We start from the raw sequence: 15,263 nt of genomic DNA, 5'->3' as shown, positions 1-15,263 counted from the left end.
CCCGCCGCGTTCCGCCCGCCCCGCCCGACGCGCCGTCAGGCCAGGCCGCGTCGGGCCACCGCCGGCGGGCGGTGGCCCGCGATGGAGGCCACCATGTCCAGTACCTGCCGGGTCTCCGCGACCTCGTGCACCCGGTAGACCTGGGCGCCCAGCCAGGCCGACACCGCCGTCGTCGCCAGCGTGCCCAGCAGCCGCTCCTTGACCGGGCGGTCCAGCGTCTCGCCGACGAAGTCCTTGTTGGAGAGCGAGACCAGCACCGGCCAGCCGGTCTCCGTCATCTCGCCCAGCCGGCGGGTCGCCTCCAGGCTGTGCCGGGTGTTCTTCCCGAAGTCGTGCCCCGGGTCGATCAGCACCGACTCGCGGGGCACGCCCAGCGCCACCGCCCGCTCGGCCAGCGAGACGGTCACCCGCAGGATGTCCGCCATCACGTCCTCGTAGGTCACCCGGTGCGGACGGGTGCGCGGCTCGGCGCCCCCCGCGTGCGTGCACACCAGGCCCACCCGGTAGCGCGCGGCGACCTCCGCCAGCTTCGGGTCGACGCCGCCCCAGGCGTCGTTCAGCAGGTCCGCGCCGGCCTCGCAGACCGCCTCGCCCACCTCGTGCCGCCAGGTGTCCACGCTGATCACCACGTCGGGGAAGCGGCGGCGCACCTCGGCCACGAAACCGACCGTGCGGCGGACCTCCTCCTCGGCGCTGACCTCCTCGCCGGGACCGGCCTTCACCCCGCCGATGTCGATGATCGCCGCGCCCTCGGCCACCGCCTGCTCCACCCGGGCGAGCGCCGGCTCGTCACGGAAGGTGGCGCCCCGGTCGTAGAAGGAGTCCGGCGTCCGGTTCACGATGGCCATGATCACCGGTTCGTGCGCCTCGAACTCACGCCTGCCCAGCCTGAGCATCCCGTACGGCCTCTTTCCTCTACGTACGTCCGGTGTCCGGTCTTCCGGTCTTCGGCTGTCTGCGACCCTAACCGCAGCCGCGGCATGGCACGATCGGACCCCTGGCAACTACGACACGCGGGGGGCCGCAGCCTTGGCAACGTTTCTTCTCCTGGTCGTCGCGCTCGCCGTGGTGGTGACCGCGACCACGTTGGCCGTCGTCGGCGGCGGTGACCGCGCCGTGCTTCCCGACGCGCCGCCGGACGCCCTCCACGTCCCCCTGCCCCACGCGCGGGCGGTCACCGCGCGGGACGTGGAGGAGCTCCGCTTCGCCCCCGCCCTGCGGGGCTACCACATGGGCGACGTGGACGACGTCCTCGCCCGGCTCGCCCACGAGCTCGCCGACCGCGACGCGCGCATCGCCTCGCTGGAGTCCTCCCTGGGCGCCGCGCGCGGAGCCGCCGGCGCGACGCGCCCCGCCGCGCGGGACGAAGCGGAGACCGAGCGCCCCGGGGGCCTCCTCGTCAAGCGCGAGGAGGAGCCCCCCGCCCGGACGGAGGAGGAGAAGCCGGACCGGGCCGTGGCCGACGCCGGCGAGAGCGGCGGGCACGACGGCCCGCGCGAGGAGCAGGGGCCGGCCACCCCCGGGGAGGCCCGATGAGCCCTGCCGAACCACCGGTCGTCCCCGAGGCCGCGCCCGATGCCGCCCGAGCGGCGACCGGCGCCGTGCCCGGCCCCGACGGACTGCCGCGCTGCCCCTGGGGGCTGTCCGCCCCCGACTACGTCGCCTACCACGACGAGGAGTGGGGCCGCCCGGTCCACGGGGACGACGCCCTGTTCGAAAGGCTCTGCCTGGAAGCCTTCCAGTCGGGCCTGTCCTGGCTGACCATCCTGCGCAGGCGGGAGGGCTTCCGGGCCGCCTTCGCCGGGTTCCGGATCGCCGAGGTGGCCGCCTTCACCCAGGAGGACCGGACCCGGCTGCTCGCCGACCCGGGGATCATCCGCAACCGGGCCAAGGTCGACGCCACCCTCGCCAACGCCAGGGTGCTGGCCGACTGGCAGCCGGGCGAACTCGACGAGCTGATCTGGTCCCACGCGCCCGCGCCGCGCCCGGCCCCCCGCACCCTCGCCGACGTCCCGGCGGTGACCCCGGAGTCGACGGCCCTGTCCAAGGAGCTCAAGCGCCGCGGGCTGCGCTTCGTGGGCCCCACCACCGCCTACGCGCTGCTCCAGGCCTGCGGTCTCACCAACGACCACCTGGCCGACTGCGCGATGCGCGAGGCCCCGCGGCACTGACGGGGCGGGCGGCGCCGGCCGGGCCGGCGCACCCGGTCAGCGCCCCAGGTAGCGGGGGCGCTCCTTGGCGAGGAACGCCCGCACGGCGATCCGGTGGTCCTCCGAGGAGCCGGCCCGGCCCTGCAGTTCGTCCTCCTTCTCCAGCGTCTCCTCCAGCGAGTGGGTCAGGCCGTAGGTGACGGACTCCTTGAGCGCCGCGTAGGCGACCGTGGGTCCCTCGGCGAGCCGGCGGGCGACCTTCTCCGCCTCCTCGCGCAGCTGGGCGGCCGGCACCACGCGGTCGGCCACGCCGAGCCGCAGCGCCTCCTCGGCGTCGATCGAGCGGGGGAAGAGCAGCAGGTCCATGGCGCGGCCCGGGCCCACCACCCGCGGCAGCGTCCAGGAGACGCCGGAGTCCGCGGTCAGCGCGACCCCGGCGAAGGAGGTCGTGAACTTGGCGGTGTCGGCGACCACCCGGTGGTCGGCGGCCAGCGCGAAGCCGAAGCCCGCCCCGGCGGCCACCCCGTTGACGCCGGCCACCACGGGCTTCGCCATCCCCGCGATCGCGCGGACGATGGGGTTGTAGTGCTCAGTGACCGTGCTCAGCCGCCCGGCGTCCTCGCCGCCGTCGCCCTCGCCGGCGTCCTGGGCCGCGAGCAGTTCGATGTGCTCCTTGAGGTCCTGGCCCACGCAGAACGCCCGGTCGCCGGCCGCGGTGAGCAGCACCGCCCGCACCCCGGGGTCCTCCGCGGCGCTCCGCAGCGCGTCCCGCAGCGCGACCTTCGTCTCCACGTCGAGCGCGTTCATCGCCTCGGGGCGGTTCAGGGTGATGATCGCCAGCGCGTCGCTGACCTCGTAGAGCACGGTGTCGCCCATCTCGGCTTCCCTCCGTCGTTAAGTGGTCCGAGGACAGCATGGCGGACGTTCGGGAGGGCGGACGGTGGCCGGGGTGTGACCTCCGACAAAGAATTCCGGTCACCATTCGGTCGCGGCAGGTCAGATCGGGGGCGCAGTATCGCAGTGACATCCCCGAATTGAGTGGTTTTGGCCTCGCGCGTTGCGCAAGCGATGCGGACTGATGTTGGTGATTGGTGCATGAGATGCGGGATAATGGCCGGGAAGCAATGTGTTCGATGCCGGTGACGCCTGCCCCGCCTCGGGACGGGCGAGCCCTTTTCGAGGCGCGTCCTCCTCAAGGTCTTCCGGCACGGCGGTTGAGCTGGTTTCAGGAAGGGGAACGAGCATGGCGGCCATGAAGCCGCGGACGGGCGACGGCCCGCTCGAGGTGACCAAGGAGGGGCGGGGCATCGTCATGCGCGTTCCGCTCGAAGGCGGCGGTCGGCTCGTCGTCGAGCTGACTCCGGACGAAGCGGATGCGCTCGGCGACGCCCTCAAGAAGGTCGTCGGCTGACGCGCGAGTGACGCGCGACCACCACTCAGCGTGATGCCGCTGCCCGGCTCCCTCCCAGGGAGCCGGGCAGCGGCCTTTTTCCAGGGGGCGGGCACCGGCGCCCTCCGCGGGGGCCGCGCAGTGGCTTCTTCCCAGGCGGCCGGGCAGCGGCTACCTCCCAGGGGGCGTCGGGAAGTGGCTCCTTGCCGGAAGGCCCCGGCCGGCGCCGGCCCGGTCAGCGCTTGGCGGCACAGAGCAGGCCGTCGCCCACAGGCAGCAGGGAGGACACCAGGTCCTCGCTCTCGCGCACCTCGCGGATCAGCTCCCGCAGCCGCAGCACCTCCGTCGGCTGCGGCCCCGTCCCCACGGTGCGTCCGTTCGCCAGCACCCCGGCGAACACCACCAGGCCGCCGGGCCGCAGCAGACGCAACGATTCGGCGAGGTACTCCAGCACCTCCAGGCGGTCCGCGTCGCAGAAGACCAGGTCGTACCCCAGGTCCGCGAGCCGGGGCAGCACGTCCAGGGCCGGCCCCGGGATCAGCCGGGCGCGGTTGACCGCGAAGCCCGACGCGCGGAAGGTCTGGCGGGCCGCCTGCTGGTACTCCGGCTCGGTGTCCACCGTGGTGAGCACCCCGTCCGGGCGCATGCCGTGCAGCAGGTGGACGCCGGAGACGCCGGTGCCGGTGCCGATCTCGGCGACCGCCTTCGCGTCGACCGAGGCGGCGAGCAGCCGCAGCACCGAGCCCGCGGCGGGCGTCACCGGACGCAGCCCGGCCTCGCGCGCACGGTCGCGGGCGAGGAGCAGCGCCTCGTCCTCCGTGACGAACGCGTCGGCCAGCGTCCAACTCGCCTGCCCGTTGCCGCTGATGGCCGCCTCCCGTCCCCGTCCGCGCCTTCGGCGTCCCGCTGGATCCATCTCGCCCGTGACTGTATCCGGCGCGGTCGGGAACCTGGCGGCGGGACGCCGCGTTTGAGGAGTGAGGGGAAAGGCGTGCACGAGACGCACGGGACGGGGGAAGCGTCGATGGAGCGAGTGGTGAACTCTCGCAAAACTGCTTATCCGGAGCTGACGGACAAGATGGCTATGGTAGGGGCTCCACTGGACACCACCAGAGCCGACAGGGGAGGTGCGGCCGCACCCGCTGACCGCGGCGGAGGGCTGAGGCGCCTTCTCGGGTCGGCGGCCAGGCCGAAATCCGTGACCGACACCGCTGCTGACCGTCCGGCCGGCCCAGAGGCCGACCGTTCCTCCGAGCCCGCCCGCACCGCGACGTTCGCCACCGACGGCGACGGGCCGGCGTGGACTCCGCCCACCTGGGAGGAGATCGTCAGCACGCACAGTGCCCGGGTCTACCGGCTCGCCTACCGCCTGACCGGCAACCAGCACGACGCCGAGGACCTCACCCAGGAGGTCTTCGTCCGGGTGTTCCGCTCGCTGTCCACGTACTCGCCCGGCACGTTCGAGGGCTGGCTGCACCGGATCACCACCAACCTCTTCCTGGACATGGTGCGCCGCAAGCAGCGCATCCGGTTCGACGCGCTCGCCGAGGACGCCGCCGAGCGGCTGCCCGGCCGTGAGCCGTCGCCCCAGCAGGTGCTCAACGACGCCCACTTCGACGCGGACATCCAGCAGGCGCTGGACACCCTCGCGCCCGAGTTCCGTGCCGCGGTCGTCCTGTGCGACATCGAAGGACTGTCGTACGAGGAGATCGCCGCGACCCTGGGCGTGAAGCTTGGCACGGTCCGCAGCCGGATCCACCGGGGCCGTTCGCAGCTGCGCAAGGCGCTCGCCCACCGCTCCCCCGAGGCGCGCGCCGAGCGCAGGTTCGGCGTCACCCGCCTTCCGGCGCTGAGAGGAGGAGGCGCGACCGCGTGAGTGAGTCACGTCCGACGCCGGCCGAGCAGCACCTCGGGGACCGGCTCTCCGCCCTGGTGGACGGCGAGCTGGGACACGAGGCGCGCGAGCGTGTGCTGGCCCATCTGGCCACCTGCACCAGGTGCCGGGTCGAGGCCGACGCGCAGCGCAGGCTGAAGAACGTCTTCGCCGAGGTCTCCGGCCCCACGCCGTCCGAGAGTTTCCTCGCCCGTCTGCAGGGTCTCCCCGCGGTCGGGCCCGACGAGCTGCGCGATCCCGGCCCCTCCGGTGCCGAGGAGGAGCCGGGTGCCGCGTTCCTCCTCGGCTCCCGACGCGGGCTGCCCTTCGGGCCGGCCGCCTCCGCCACGCACGGCTTCCCGATCCATCACGTGGGGCGCGCCGACGTCGGCCGCGCCCAGGCGGAGCGGGCCGCCTCCCGAAGCCGCCGGCTCGCCTTCGCCGCCGCGAGCGCGGTCTCGCTGGCCGCGGTGGCGCTCGGCGGGGTGACGACCGGGGTCCCGGTCGCCGACTCCGACCGCGGAGGTCTGCGCAGCAACGCCACCCCTCCGGCGGGCCGGCAGAACACCGGCACCGTGGGCGCGGTGGATGCCCGGCGCCGTGCCGTGCCTCCGCTCGCGCACAGCGCCGCCGCCCAGCGTCAGCTCGCGCCCGTGGCGGCCCCCCTGCTCTCCGGAGGGGCCCAGTCGGTGGCCGGCGACGGTGTGCCCACGCCGCTGATAGGGCCCGGCGTCCCGGTGACGCCCGGGCTTCCGGTCCCGCTGACCGCGCCCGCCCCGACCGGCACCCTGGCCCCGCCCGCGGCGGGACGCTGACCAGGTTCTCTGCGCGCCCGCGCGGGAACCTGATTGAATCCGCACTGCGCCGTGTGGGCGGCGCGTCGACGAATCACGCCAGGTGTTGGGGAGAGCATGAACGAGGGCACGCCGGGGAAGTCCGCGAGGCCCAAGTGGTGGAGCCGCCCCCGCCCCGTCCCGGGACCGGACGCCTCCGGCGACTTCCCCCTCGCGGCCCCCGAGGCGGCCGGAACGGATCCGGCGGCTCCCGGTTCCGCGGCCCCCGGCCCTGCGGCTCCCGGCTCCGAGGTCCCCGGCCCTGCGGCTCCCGGTTCCGCGGCTCCCGGTCCTGAGGTCCCCGATCAGGCGGCTCCCGGTCCTGAGGTCCCCGGTCAGGCGGCTCCCGGTCCTGAGGTGCCCGGTTCGGCGGTTCCTGATCAGGCGGCTCCCGGTCCTGAGGTCGCCGGTCTGGCGGCTCCCGGTCCGGCGGTCGGTCCGGAGGCTCGTGACCTGGCGGCCCGTGACCTGGCGCAGTCCGGTGCGCCGGTACCCGGGCCGTCCGGCCAAGGGGAAGGCCCGCCCGAGGGTCGGCCCGCCCCACTGGCCGCGGCCCCCCGCCCCCTGCACGAGCCCGACCACTACAGCACGCCCCCGTACGGCAACCCCGGCCCCTGGGCCCCCGCCCCGCCGGTCCAGCACCCCTCCACGCCCGCCGCGGGCACCCCGGCGGGCGGCGGCCACCTCCCTCCGACGCCGCCGCCCGCCGACCAGGCTCCGGCCGACACCGGGGCCCACACGGTCCCGCCCGTCGGCCCCGCCGCCCCGGTGGGTCCCGGAGCGGACGAGCGGTCCTGGATGTCCGCCCCTCCGCCCCAGCAGCCGCCCGTCCCGGCGGGCCGGACCCTTGCCGCCCCCGACCCGTACACCCCGGACCCCTACGCCCCGCCGGTTCCGCCGCGGCAGGCCGCTGCCCCCGTGCCCCCCGCGGGTCCGGCCGGGCAGGACGCTCAGGCGGCGCAGACCTGGGCGGCCCCGGACGACCACGGGACCGCGGGTCGCGCGGTGGGCGAGAGCGTCGCCCCGCGGCCGGCCCCCGGCCCCGCGCCCGCTCCCGGGGACCCCGCACCGGTCGGAGCGGCCCCCGCAGCCCCGCAGGACGCGGCGTACGCGTCCACCACGGACCCGGACCGGTCGCCCGCAGAAGCCTGGCCCCCGCAGGCCCCCGGCGCCCAGCCCCCGGCGGCCGGCGCCGCGCACGCACCCGTGACTCCCGCAGCCGATCCGGCGCACGCACCCGTGGCTCCCGCTTCCGATGCCGCGCACGCGCCCGTGTTCCCCGCGGCCGATGCCGCGCACGACCCCAGCGCACCCACCGCCCCCGGCGCGTCAGGACCCGATCCGGACACCGCCGGCCCGTGGAGCCGCTACGACCCCTGGGCCACCCCCGGACCCGGACCGGCCGCCCCCGTGGCCCCGGGCCCGCTGCAGGGCGGCGCGGAGGCGGCCGAGCACCCCGCCCGGCGGCGGGCGCGCCGCAGACGCGCCTTCGTCGGCGGCGCCGTCGCGGTCGCCCTGGTGGCCGGGCTGGCCGGCGGCATGGCGGGCGTGTACCTGGAGCGCCACGGCGGCCTCGGCGTCGTCGAGCTCTCCCAGGCGCCCGCGGAGGACGTCCCCCGTGATCCGGACAGCGTCGCGGGGATCGCCCGGCGCGCCCTGCCCAGCGTCGTCACGCTGCACGTCCAGGGCAGCGGCCAGGCCGGAACCGGAACCGGGTTCGTGCTCGACGACCGCGGCCACATCCTGACCAACCGCCACGTCGTGGAGGCCGCCGAGGACGCGGGCGACGGCCGGATCACCGTCACCTTCAGCGGTGGCGAGACCGCCCGCGCCGAACTGGTCGGCGGCGACTCCGGCTACGACCTGGCCGTGGTCCGGGTGAAGGGCGTCAAGGGCCTGCGCCCGATGCCGCTGGGCAACTCCGACAGCGTCCGGGTCGGCGACCCGGTGGTGGCCATCGGCGCCCCGTTCGACCTGGCCAACACCGTCACCGCGGGCATCATCAGCGCCAAGGAGCGCCCCATCACGGCCGGCGAGGGCGACGGCGGCGACGTCTCGTACGTGGACGCGCTGCAGACCGACGCCCCGATCAACCCGGGGAACTCCGGCGGCCCGCTGCTCGACGGCCGCGGACGGGTGATCGGCATCAACTGCGCGATCCGGTCCGCCGACACCGGCATCGACACCGACGACGGCAAGTCCGGCTCGATAGGCCTCGGCTTCGCCATCCCGGTGAACCAGGCCAAGCGGGTGGCCGAGGAGCTGATCAACGAGGGTGAGGCCACCCACCCGGTGATAGGCGTCACCCTCGACATGGCCTACGCCGGCGACGGCGCGCGGGTGCACACCCGCGGCGCCGGCGGCGGGTCCTCCGTGACCCCCGGCGGCCCCGGCGCCGAGGCGGGGCTGAAGGGCGGGGACGTGATCACCGCCGTGGACGGCGTCCGGGTGCACTCGGGTGACGAGCTCATCGTCAAGACCCGGGCCCACCGCCCCGGCGACCGCCTCGAGCTGACCGTGAGGCGGGACGGCGAGGAGCGGAAGGTCTCCCTGGTCCTCGGCTCCTCCGCGGACTGACCGGCCGCCCCGGCCCTCGTCCGGCCCCCGCGCGCACCGAGCGCCACGCGGACGTCACCCGGCCGTCACCCCCGTGCGGCCGGGGATGTGTCGTACGCGTCAGAGGGTGTCGGGGCGGTACCGGTGGGGCGGGTTCGCCGGGTACCGTGGATCTGCCCCGGGACACGCAAGGAGCTTCAGGTGTTCAATGACATAGGATCGCTCGAGCTCATCACGCTCGTCGTCCTCGCCGTGCTCGTCTTCGGGCCGGAGAAGCTTCCGAAGGTCATCCAGGACATCTCCCGGACCATCCGGAAGATCCGCGAGTTCTCGGACAGCGCCAAGCAGGACATCCGCCAGGAGCTCGGCCCGGAGTTCAAGGACTTCGAGTTCCAGGACCTGAATCCCAAGACGTTCATCCGCAAGCAGCTGCAGAACGACGACCTCGGCCTCGACGAGATCCGCGAGTCGCTCGACCTGAAGAAGGACATCCAGCAGCTCGCGGACCCGAGCATCGCGAACGACCCGTCGTACAGGTCCCCGGCGGCCGCCTCGCCGCCGCCCGCCGCGGCCGCCTCCGGCCCGGTCGGCCTGGAGAAGAAGACGCCGCAGTCGGCCGCCGAGCGCCCTCCGTACGACCTCGACGCCACCTGATTCCGGCCCCGCACGGGCCCTGCGCGCGGCCGCGCCCCGTTCGCCGCTCCCCGCCCGCCCGACCCACCCGGTCGGCGGTAATCCCGGACCGGTGAAGCGGGGTGGCTATGCTGCCGAGTTGTTGTGCGGACCGGCGGACGATCCTTCACGATCCCTCCGCGGTCCGGCGAAGAACGAGGAGGCGTCCGGGCATGGAGACGAGAAGTCGGGTAGGCGCGCAGGCGTCGGCGGTCGTGGGCGGCTGGCCCACCGCGGGCGGCAGCGGGGTCGACGGCTACCTGCGGGCGCCGTTCCCGTGGTACGGCCTCGATGACGCGTTCACCGGTGAGCGCTGGCTGATGCAGGTGGGAGCCTCCACCGACGGCGCCGTCGAGCACGGCTCCCTCGGTCACGGCGACGAGCCGTCGGTCCGCTATGAGGCCGCCGAGGACAAGGAACGATTCGCCGTGGTGGTGACCGTGGCCGACCAGCCGGTCCGCCACAGCGCCGACGGCACCGGCGTGCTGGACGCCACCACCGTCTCCTCCGCCGCCTGGCTGGCCGGTCTGGGGCTGCTGTCCTACACCTGGCCCCTCCAGATGGACCACAGCCTGCGCGACGACTGGCTGGAGCAGCAGACCGAGACGGCCTGGGTGCTCGCCGACGACCTGGAGAGCCCGGCCTGGACCACCCTGCAGCTGCCGGTGGACGGCGAGGCGACCACCTTCCACTACCGGGAGTCGGAGTTCGGCTGGGTGCTGGCCGGCACCACCGGCCGCGGCGTCCACCTCGGCGCCTACGGACGCGGGATGAGCGCCTACGGCCTGGGCTTCTCGGCGGTCGAGGACATCGAGACCTACGCCTGATCCCGCCACGCCGTGCGGCCCACGCCTGACCCCGCCACGCCGGGCGGCCCCCGCCTGACCCCGCCACGCCGGGCGGCCCCCGCCGGGCGGCTCCCGCCGGGCCGCGTGACGGCGCCCCGGCACGACGAAGGGCGCCGTCCCGGGAAGGACGGCGCCCCTGGTGCGCGGCCGCGGGCGGGCGGCCGGTGCGCCGGACGCGGGTCAGAACTTGTTGCGCGGGGTGATCCCCAGCGACATGCCCGACAGCCCGCGCTGACGCCCGCCGAGCTTGCCGGCGATGGCCCGCAGCGCGGCGCCCGCCGGGGAGTCGGGGTCGGTCAGCACCACCGGCTTGCCCTCGTCGCCGCCCTCGCGCAGGCGCACGTCGATCGGGATGGAGCCGAGCACCGGCACCGTCGCACCGGTCGTGCGGGTCAGGCCGTCGGCGACCTTCTGCCCGCCGCCGGTGCCGAAGACGTCGACCATCTCGTCGCAGTGCGGGCACGGCAGGCCCGACATGTTCTCGACCACGCCGACGATCTTCTGGTGCGTCTGCACCGCGATCGAACCGGCCCGCTCGGCGACCTCCGCGGCGGCCTGCTGCGGCGTCGTGACGACCAGGATCTCCGCGTTCGGGACCAGCTGCGCCACCGAGATGGCGATGTCACCGGTGCCCGGCGGCAGGTCGAGCAGCAGGACGTCGAGGTCGCCCCAGTACACGTCGGCCAGGAACTGCTGCAGCGCGCGGTGCAGCATCGGGCCACGCCACACCACGGGCGCGTTGCCCGGGGTGAACATGCCGATGGAGATGACCTTCACCCCGTTGGCCGATGGCGGCATGATCATGTTCTCGACCTGGGTGGGGCGCCCGTCGGCGCCCAGCATCCGCGGCACCGAGTGGCCGTAGATGTCCGCGTCGACGACGCCGACCTTCAGGCCGTCCGCCGCCATCGCCGCGGCCAGGTTGACCGTCACCGAGGACTTGCCGACGCCGCCCTTGCCGGAGGCCACCGCGTACACCCGGGTCAGCGAGCCCGGCTTGGCGAAGGGGACCTCGCGCTCGGCGGTGCCGCCGCGCAGCGCGGCCGCCAGCTCCTTGCGCTGCTCGTCGCTCATGACGTCCAGCGTCACGTCGACCGAGGTCACGCCCTCGACGCGGGTGAGCGCGGACGTCACGTTGTCCGTGATGGTCCCGCGCATCGGACAGCCCGAGACGGTGAGGTACACCGTGACGGCGACCGCGCCGTCCTCGCCGATCTCCACCGACTTGACCATCCCGAGCTCGGTGATGGGCCGCTGGATCTCGGGGTCGTTCACCGTCGCCAGCGCTTCGCGCACCGCGTCTTCCGTAACCATAAGGACGATGGTACGGCCCTCGGAACGACACCCGGCAGGGCCGTCAGCGGTCGTCTGCGTCACGTCCCCGCTCGGAGGCCTGCCCCTGCCCCGCCCGCTGCTCGTCCAGCTCCCTGAGCACGTCGTGCAGCTCCGAGCGGATCCAGTCGCGGGTGGCGACCTCGCCCAGGCCCATCCGCAGCGCGGCGATCTCCCGGGTCAGGTACTCGGTGTCGGCGATGGAACGCTCGTTCTGCTTGCGGTCCTGCTCGAGGTTGACGCGGTCGCGGTCGTCCTGCCGGTTCTGCGCCAGCAGGATCAGCGGGGCCGCGTAGGAGGCCTGCAACGACAGCATCAGGGTCAGGAAGATGAACGGGTACTCGTCGAACCGCAGCGCCGGGGGCGCGGCGACGTTCCAGCCGACCCACAGGACGATCGCGAACGTCATCCACACCAGGAAGCGGCCGGTGCCCAGGAAGCGGGCGATCCGCTCCGACACCCGGCCGAAGGCGTCCGGGTCCCACTCGGGCAGCAGCCGGCGGCGGGGGCCCAGCGGAAGGTCCAGGCGTTCGCGGGTGCGGGTCCCGGTGGCGCCCGCCACGGGCCGCGCCTCCCGCGCCTCGCGCCTCTCCCGGGTCTCGCGGCGCTCCCGCCCGTGCGCCGTCGCCCGGCCGCGGCCCGGGGCGCGCTCCTCGCCGTGCCGGCGGTCGTCGCGGTCAGCTGCCATCCGCGGTGGCCTCCTTCGGCGCGTCGGCGGGCTGCCCGGCGGCCGGCGCCTCCTCGGCGGGTTCGTCGAGGTGGTACTCCGTCTCCCGCCAGTCGTCGGGCAGCATGTGGTCGAGGACGTCGTCGACGGTGACCGCGCCCAGCAGCGACCCGCTCTCGTCGACCACGGGGGCCGCGACCATGTCGTAGGCCGCGAAGAAGCCCGCCACCACCGGCAGGTCGGCGGTGGGCGACAGCGCCTGCAGGTCGTCGTCGATGATCGAGCCGACCAGCGTGTACGGCGGGTCGCGCAGCAGCCGCTGGAAGTGCACGGTCCCGAGGTACTTGCCGGTCGGGGTGTCCTCCGGCGGCCGGCAGACGTACACCTGGGCGGCCAGCGCGGGGGAGAGGTCGGCGTTGCGGACCCGGGCCAGCGCGTCGGCGACCGTCGCGTCCGGGCGCAGCACGATCGGCTCGGTGGTCATCAGACCGCCCGCCGTGCGGTCCTCGTAGGCCATCAGGCGGCGCATGTCGGCGGCGTCGTCGGGCCGCATCAGGCTCAGCAGCCGCTCCTTGTCGCCCTCCGGGAGCTCCGACAGCAGGTCGGCGGCGTCGTCCGGGTCCATCGCCTCCAGGACGTCGGCGGCGCGCTCCTCGGCGAGCTTGCCGAGGATCTCGATCTGGTCGTCCTCCGGCAGTTCCTCCAGCACGTCGGCCAGCCGGTCGTCGTCGAGCGCCGCGGCGACCTCGGCCCGGCGCTTGGCCGACAGGTGGTGCAGCACGTTGGCGAGGTCGGCGGGCCGCAGCTGCTCGAAGGTGGCCAGCAGGTTCTCCGCGCCCTGCCCCTTCTCCTCCAGGGACAGGCCGGTGACCGCGGACCACTCCACCAGGAACTGCTCACCGGCCTTGCGGCGGAACGCGCCGCCGCGGCCGCCCCGCTGCACGAACAGGCGGTCGACCTCCCACTCGCGCCGCGAGGACAGCTGCTGCACCGACAGGTCCAGGACGGTGACCTCCTCGCCGGTCTCCTCCAGCCGCACCCGCCGGTCCAGCAGCTCGCCGAAGACCAGCCGCTCCGGCGGCCGCTGCTCGAAGCGGCGCACGTTGAGCACGCCGGTGGTGATCACCTGGCCGGACTGGATGCCGGTGACCCGGGTCATCGGCAGGAAGATCCGCCGCCGGGTGGGCAGCTCCACGACCAGCCCCAGCAGGCGGGGAGCCTTGCGGCCCACCCGCAGCACCACGATGAGGTCCCGCACCCGTCCGACCTGGTCGCCGTTCGGATCGAACACGGCCACGCCCGCGAGGTGGGAAACGAAGATCCGCCCACCCGCCATGTACTGCCTCCTTCGTCAGGCCCGTCGTCGTCCCGTCCCTGCCCCGTGTTGCCCGGAAACGCCGCAGTGGGCGGGGATCAGGCTAGCCCGTACCGGTCCGGTACGGCCTGGTGAGGGGTCCGGACGGACTGCCTCCGTCTGCCCCGTCGGGCCCCCGGTACGCTGCCCCTCAGCCCGTCGAGACCGGATGAGAGGCAGCCGCGCCTGTGACCCCGATTCCCCAGCGTCGTACCCGCATGGCCGCCCGGGTCGCGGCGGTCTGCGCACTGGCCCTGGCGACGACGGGGCTCGCCGGGTGCGGGTCCGACCCGGACGAGGGGACCAACGGGGTCGGCAAGCTGGAGCCCGCCCAGATCCGCGCCCGGGCGATGAAGGCGGCCGGGTCGGCGGGGTCGGTGCACCTGGCCGGCACGGTGATCACCAAGGACGGCGGCGTCGAGCTGGACATGGAGCTGTCCGAGGGCGGCGGCCGGGGCGAGGTCACCTCCGGCGGCACCACCTTCGGCCTGCTGCGGATCGGCGAGACCCTGTACCTCCAGGCCGGCGCGGACTTCTGGAACCAGGCCGCCGGCGGCGACGGCGAGGGCGTGGAGGGCACCACGGCCGAGAAGCTGGACGGCAAGTACGTGAAGGTGCCCGAGAAGGACCCGGCGTACAAGCGGTTCAGCGGCTTCACCGACATGGACACCCTGCTGGACGGCCTGCTCGCGCTCGACGGCAAGCTGGCGAAGGACGACTACCACGAGGTCGGCGAGGTCCGGACGATCCGCCTCAAGGTGGACGACGGCGCCGGCGGGCGGATGGACGTCTCCCTGCAGGGGACGGCCTACCCCGTGCGCGTGGAGCGGCCCGGTGGCGGCGGCACGCTGAGGTTCACCGACTGGGACAAGAGGATCGACCTCGGCGAGCCGCCGAAGGACAAGCAGGTCGACTACGGCCAGGACCTTCCCGAGACGTAGGCGCGCCCGCCGCCGGACAGGGGTGCGGCGGTGCGGCCGCGGTGGCCGGCTCAGCCCCGGCGCCGACGGCGGAAGAGCAGGCGCGGGAGCGCCGCCGGGACGGGTTCGCGGGTGGTGGCCGCGGTGGGCAGCGGCGCGGCGGTCAGGGCGCCCTCGGGGGCCGGCAGCGCGGCGCCCAGCGGCTCCAGGCGCAGGACCCGGCACTCGCGGGCCCACCGCTGCGGCATCCGCTCGGCGTCCACGGCGTTGAGCCGCTTCCCCTTGAGCTCCCCGACGGCCTCCTCCCAGGCGGGGGTGCCGGCCGTGAGCTCGGTGACCGCGGCCCGGCAGGACACCAGCCGGGCGCCCTTGTCCTTGGCGCGCAGCGTGAGGACGGCCTGCCCGCCGTCGGTCAGCCCCGGCAGCGGCTGCTCGCCCGGCCCGTCGCCGACCAGGCAGACCGCGCCGTCGTGCCAGACGTGCCACAGCGCCCGCTCGGGACCGGCGGGCACGCCCGCGGCGCCCGGTGCCGCCGCGGACGCGGCCCGCACCCACACCAGGGCGGACTTCTTCGCGGCCTCCTCGACGAGGGCCCGGTCGAACAGCTCGTCCGTCTCGTCACCAGCGGTCGTCTTGTCACCAGCGGTCGTCATGGGCAGCAGCGTAGC

The 15,263-nt window shown here is 74.8% G+C and carries 15 protein-coding genes and 1 pseudogene; 9 read left to right on the top strand and 7 right to left on the bottom strand.

Going from position 1 to position 15,263, the window contains the following annotated elements:
- Positions 1 to 35 precede the first annotated feature (35 nt).
- Complete coding sequence (gene folP, locus Sfr03f_RS15760; RefSeq protein WP_108954523.1) at positions 36 to 896, bottom strand: dihydropteroate synthase; 861 nt, start codon at positions 894 to 896, stop codon at positions 36 to 38.
- A gap of 133 nt (positions 897 to 1,029) precedes the next feature.
- Between folP and Sfr03f_RS31245 the strand changes: the two are divergent.
- Together Sfr03f_RS31245 and Sfr03f_RS15750 are read left to right on the top strand one after the other, a co-directional pair.
- Positions 1,030 to 1,368, top strand: a pseudogene (locus Sfr03f_RS31245) (DivIVA domain-containing protein); the annotation flags it as partial.
- Positions 1,369 to 1,532: 164 nt separating this feature from the next.
- A complete protein-coding gene (locus tag Sfr03f_RS15750; RefSeq protein ID WP_108954522.1) occupies positions 1,533 to 2,171 on the top strand; it encodes a DNA-3-methyladenine glycosylase I in 639 nt (212 codons plus the stop codon).
- A 36-nt stretch (positions 2,172 to 2,207) separates the two neighbouring features.
- Here the strand turns inward: Sfr03f_RS15750 and chcB are convergent, their stop codons facing one another.
- Positions 2,208 to 3,026, bottom strand: a complete 819-nt coding sequence (gene chcB, locus Sfr03f_RS15745; RefSeq protein WP_108954521.1) for a 2-cyclohexenylcarbonyl CoA isomerase — start codon at positions 3,024 to 3,026, stop codon at positions 2,208 to 2,210.
- A 367-nt stretch (positions 3,027 to 3,393) separates the two neighbouring features.
- On the opposite strand from chcB, the gene Sfr03f_RS15740 reads away from it, so the two are divergent.
- A complete protein-coding gene (locus Sfr03f_RS15740) occupies positions 3,394 to 3,561 on the top strand; it encodes a DUF3117 domain-containing protein (protein WP_003966491.1) in 168 nt (55 codons plus the stop codon).
- 214 nt (positions 3,562 to 3,775) lie between these two features.
- On the opposite strand, the gene Sfr03f_RS15735 is transcribed toward Sfr03f_RS15740, so the two are convergent.
- Positions 3,776 to 4,456: an O-methyltransferase gene (locus Sfr03f_RS15735; protein WP_108954520.1), complete on the bottom strand. Its 681-nt coding sequence runs from the start codon at positions 4,454 to 4,456 to the stop codon at positions 3,776 to 3,778.
- A 168-nt stretch (positions 4,457 to 4,624) separates the two neighbouring features.
- Between Sfr03f_RS15735 and sigE the strand changes: the two genes are divergently transcribed.
- From sigE to Sfr03f_RS15710, 5 genes are all read left to right on the top strand, one after another.
- Complete coding sequence (gene sigE / locus Sfr03f_RS15730) at positions 4,625 to 5,416, top strand: RNA polymerase sigma factor SigE (RefSeq protein WP_108954519.1); 792 nt, start codon at positions 4,625 to 4,627, stop codon at positions 5,414 to 5,416.
- Positions 5,413 to 6,228 carry a zf-HC2 domain-containing protein gene (locus tag Sfr03f_RS15725; RefSeq protein WP_108954518.1) on the top strand — a complete coding sequence of 272 codons (816 nt, stop codon included), beginning with the start codon at positions 5,413 to 5,415 and terminating at the stop codon, positions 6,226 to 6,228. Before sigE ends, Sfr03f_RS15725 begins: the two co-directional genes overlap by 4 nt.
- An 816-nt stretch (positions 6,229 to 7,044) precedes the next feature.
- Entirely contained in the window at positions 7,045 to 8,823 is a 1,779-nt protein-coding gene (locus Sfr03f_RS15720; RefSeq protein WP_108955006.1) for a trypsin-like peptidase domain-containing protein, read from the top strand.
- 180 nt (positions 8,824 to 9,003) lie between these two features.
- A complete protein-coding gene (locus Sfr03f_RS15715) occupies positions 9,004 to 9,456 on the top strand; it encodes a sec-independent translocase (protein WP_108954517.1) in 453 nt (150 codons plus the stop codon).
- 191 nt (positions 9,457 to 9,647) lie between these two features.
- Entirely contained in the window at positions 9,648 to 10,301 is a 654-nt protein-coding gene (locus Sfr03f_RS15710; protein ID WP_108954516.1) for a hypothetical protein, read from the top strand.
- Between the two features lie 201 nt (positions 10,302 to 10,502).
- Here Sfr03f_RS15710 and Sfr03f_RS15705 read toward each other — a convergent pair whose 3' ends face one another.
- Genes Sfr03f_RS15705 through Sfr03f_RS15695 form a run of 3 tightly spaced genes read right to left on the bottom strand, consistent with a single transcriptional unit; the run spans position 10,503 to position 13,657 of the window.
- Positions 10,503 to 11,636 (bottom strand): Mrp/NBP35 family ATP-binding protein, encoded by a 1,134-nt coding sequence (locus Sfr03f_RS15705; protein ID WP_108954515.1) that lies wholly within the window; start codon positions 11,634 to 11,636, stop codon positions 10,503 to 10,505.
- A gap of 43 nt (positions 11,637 to 11,679) precedes the next feature.
- Entirely contained in the window at positions 11,680 to 12,342 is a 663-nt protein-coding gene (locus tag Sfr03f_RS15700) for a DUF1003 domain-containing protein (protein WP_174721592.1), read from the bottom strand.
- A complete protein-coding gene (locus Sfr03f_RS15695; RefSeq protein ID WP_108954514.1) occupies positions 12,332 to 13,657 on the bottom strand; it encodes a magnesium transporter MgtE N-terminal domain-containing protein in 1,326 nt (441 codons plus the stop codon). Before Sfr03f_RS15695 ends, Sfr03f_RS15700 begins: the two co-directional genes overlap by 11 nt.
- A 206-nt stretch (positions 13,658 to 13,863) precedes the next feature.
- Here Sfr03f_RS15695 and Sfr03f_RS15690 point away from each other — a divergent pair, with 206 nt between their 5' ends.
- The gene (locus Sfr03f_RS15690; protein ID WP_174721591.1) at positions 13,864 to 14,616 is read left to right on the top strand and encodes a hypothetical protein; all 753 of its coding nucleotides are present in this window, start codon (positions 13,864 to 13,866) and stop codon (positions 14,614 to 14,616) included.
- Positions 14,617 to 14,666: 50 nt separating this feature from the next.
- On the opposite strand, the gene Sfr03f_RS15685 is transcribed toward Sfr03f_RS15690, so the two are convergent.
- On the bottom strand, positions 14,667 to 15,248 hold the full coding sequence (locus Sfr03f_RS15685) for a hypothetical protein (protein ID WP_108954513.1): 582 nt from the start codon (positions 15,246 to 15,248) through the stop codon (positions 14,667 to 14,669).
- Between the last annotated feature and the right edge of the window lie 15 nt (positions 15,249 to 15,263).

It is taken from the genome of Streptomyces fragilis (genome assembly GCF_003112515.1).
Classification (GTDB): Bacteria; Actinomycetota; Actinomycetes; order Streptomycetales; family Streptomycetaceae; genus Streptomyces; species Streptomyces fragilis.
Note: the sequence above shows the minus strand (reverse complement) of the source record. Positions and strands in the feature narration are given on the sequence as shown.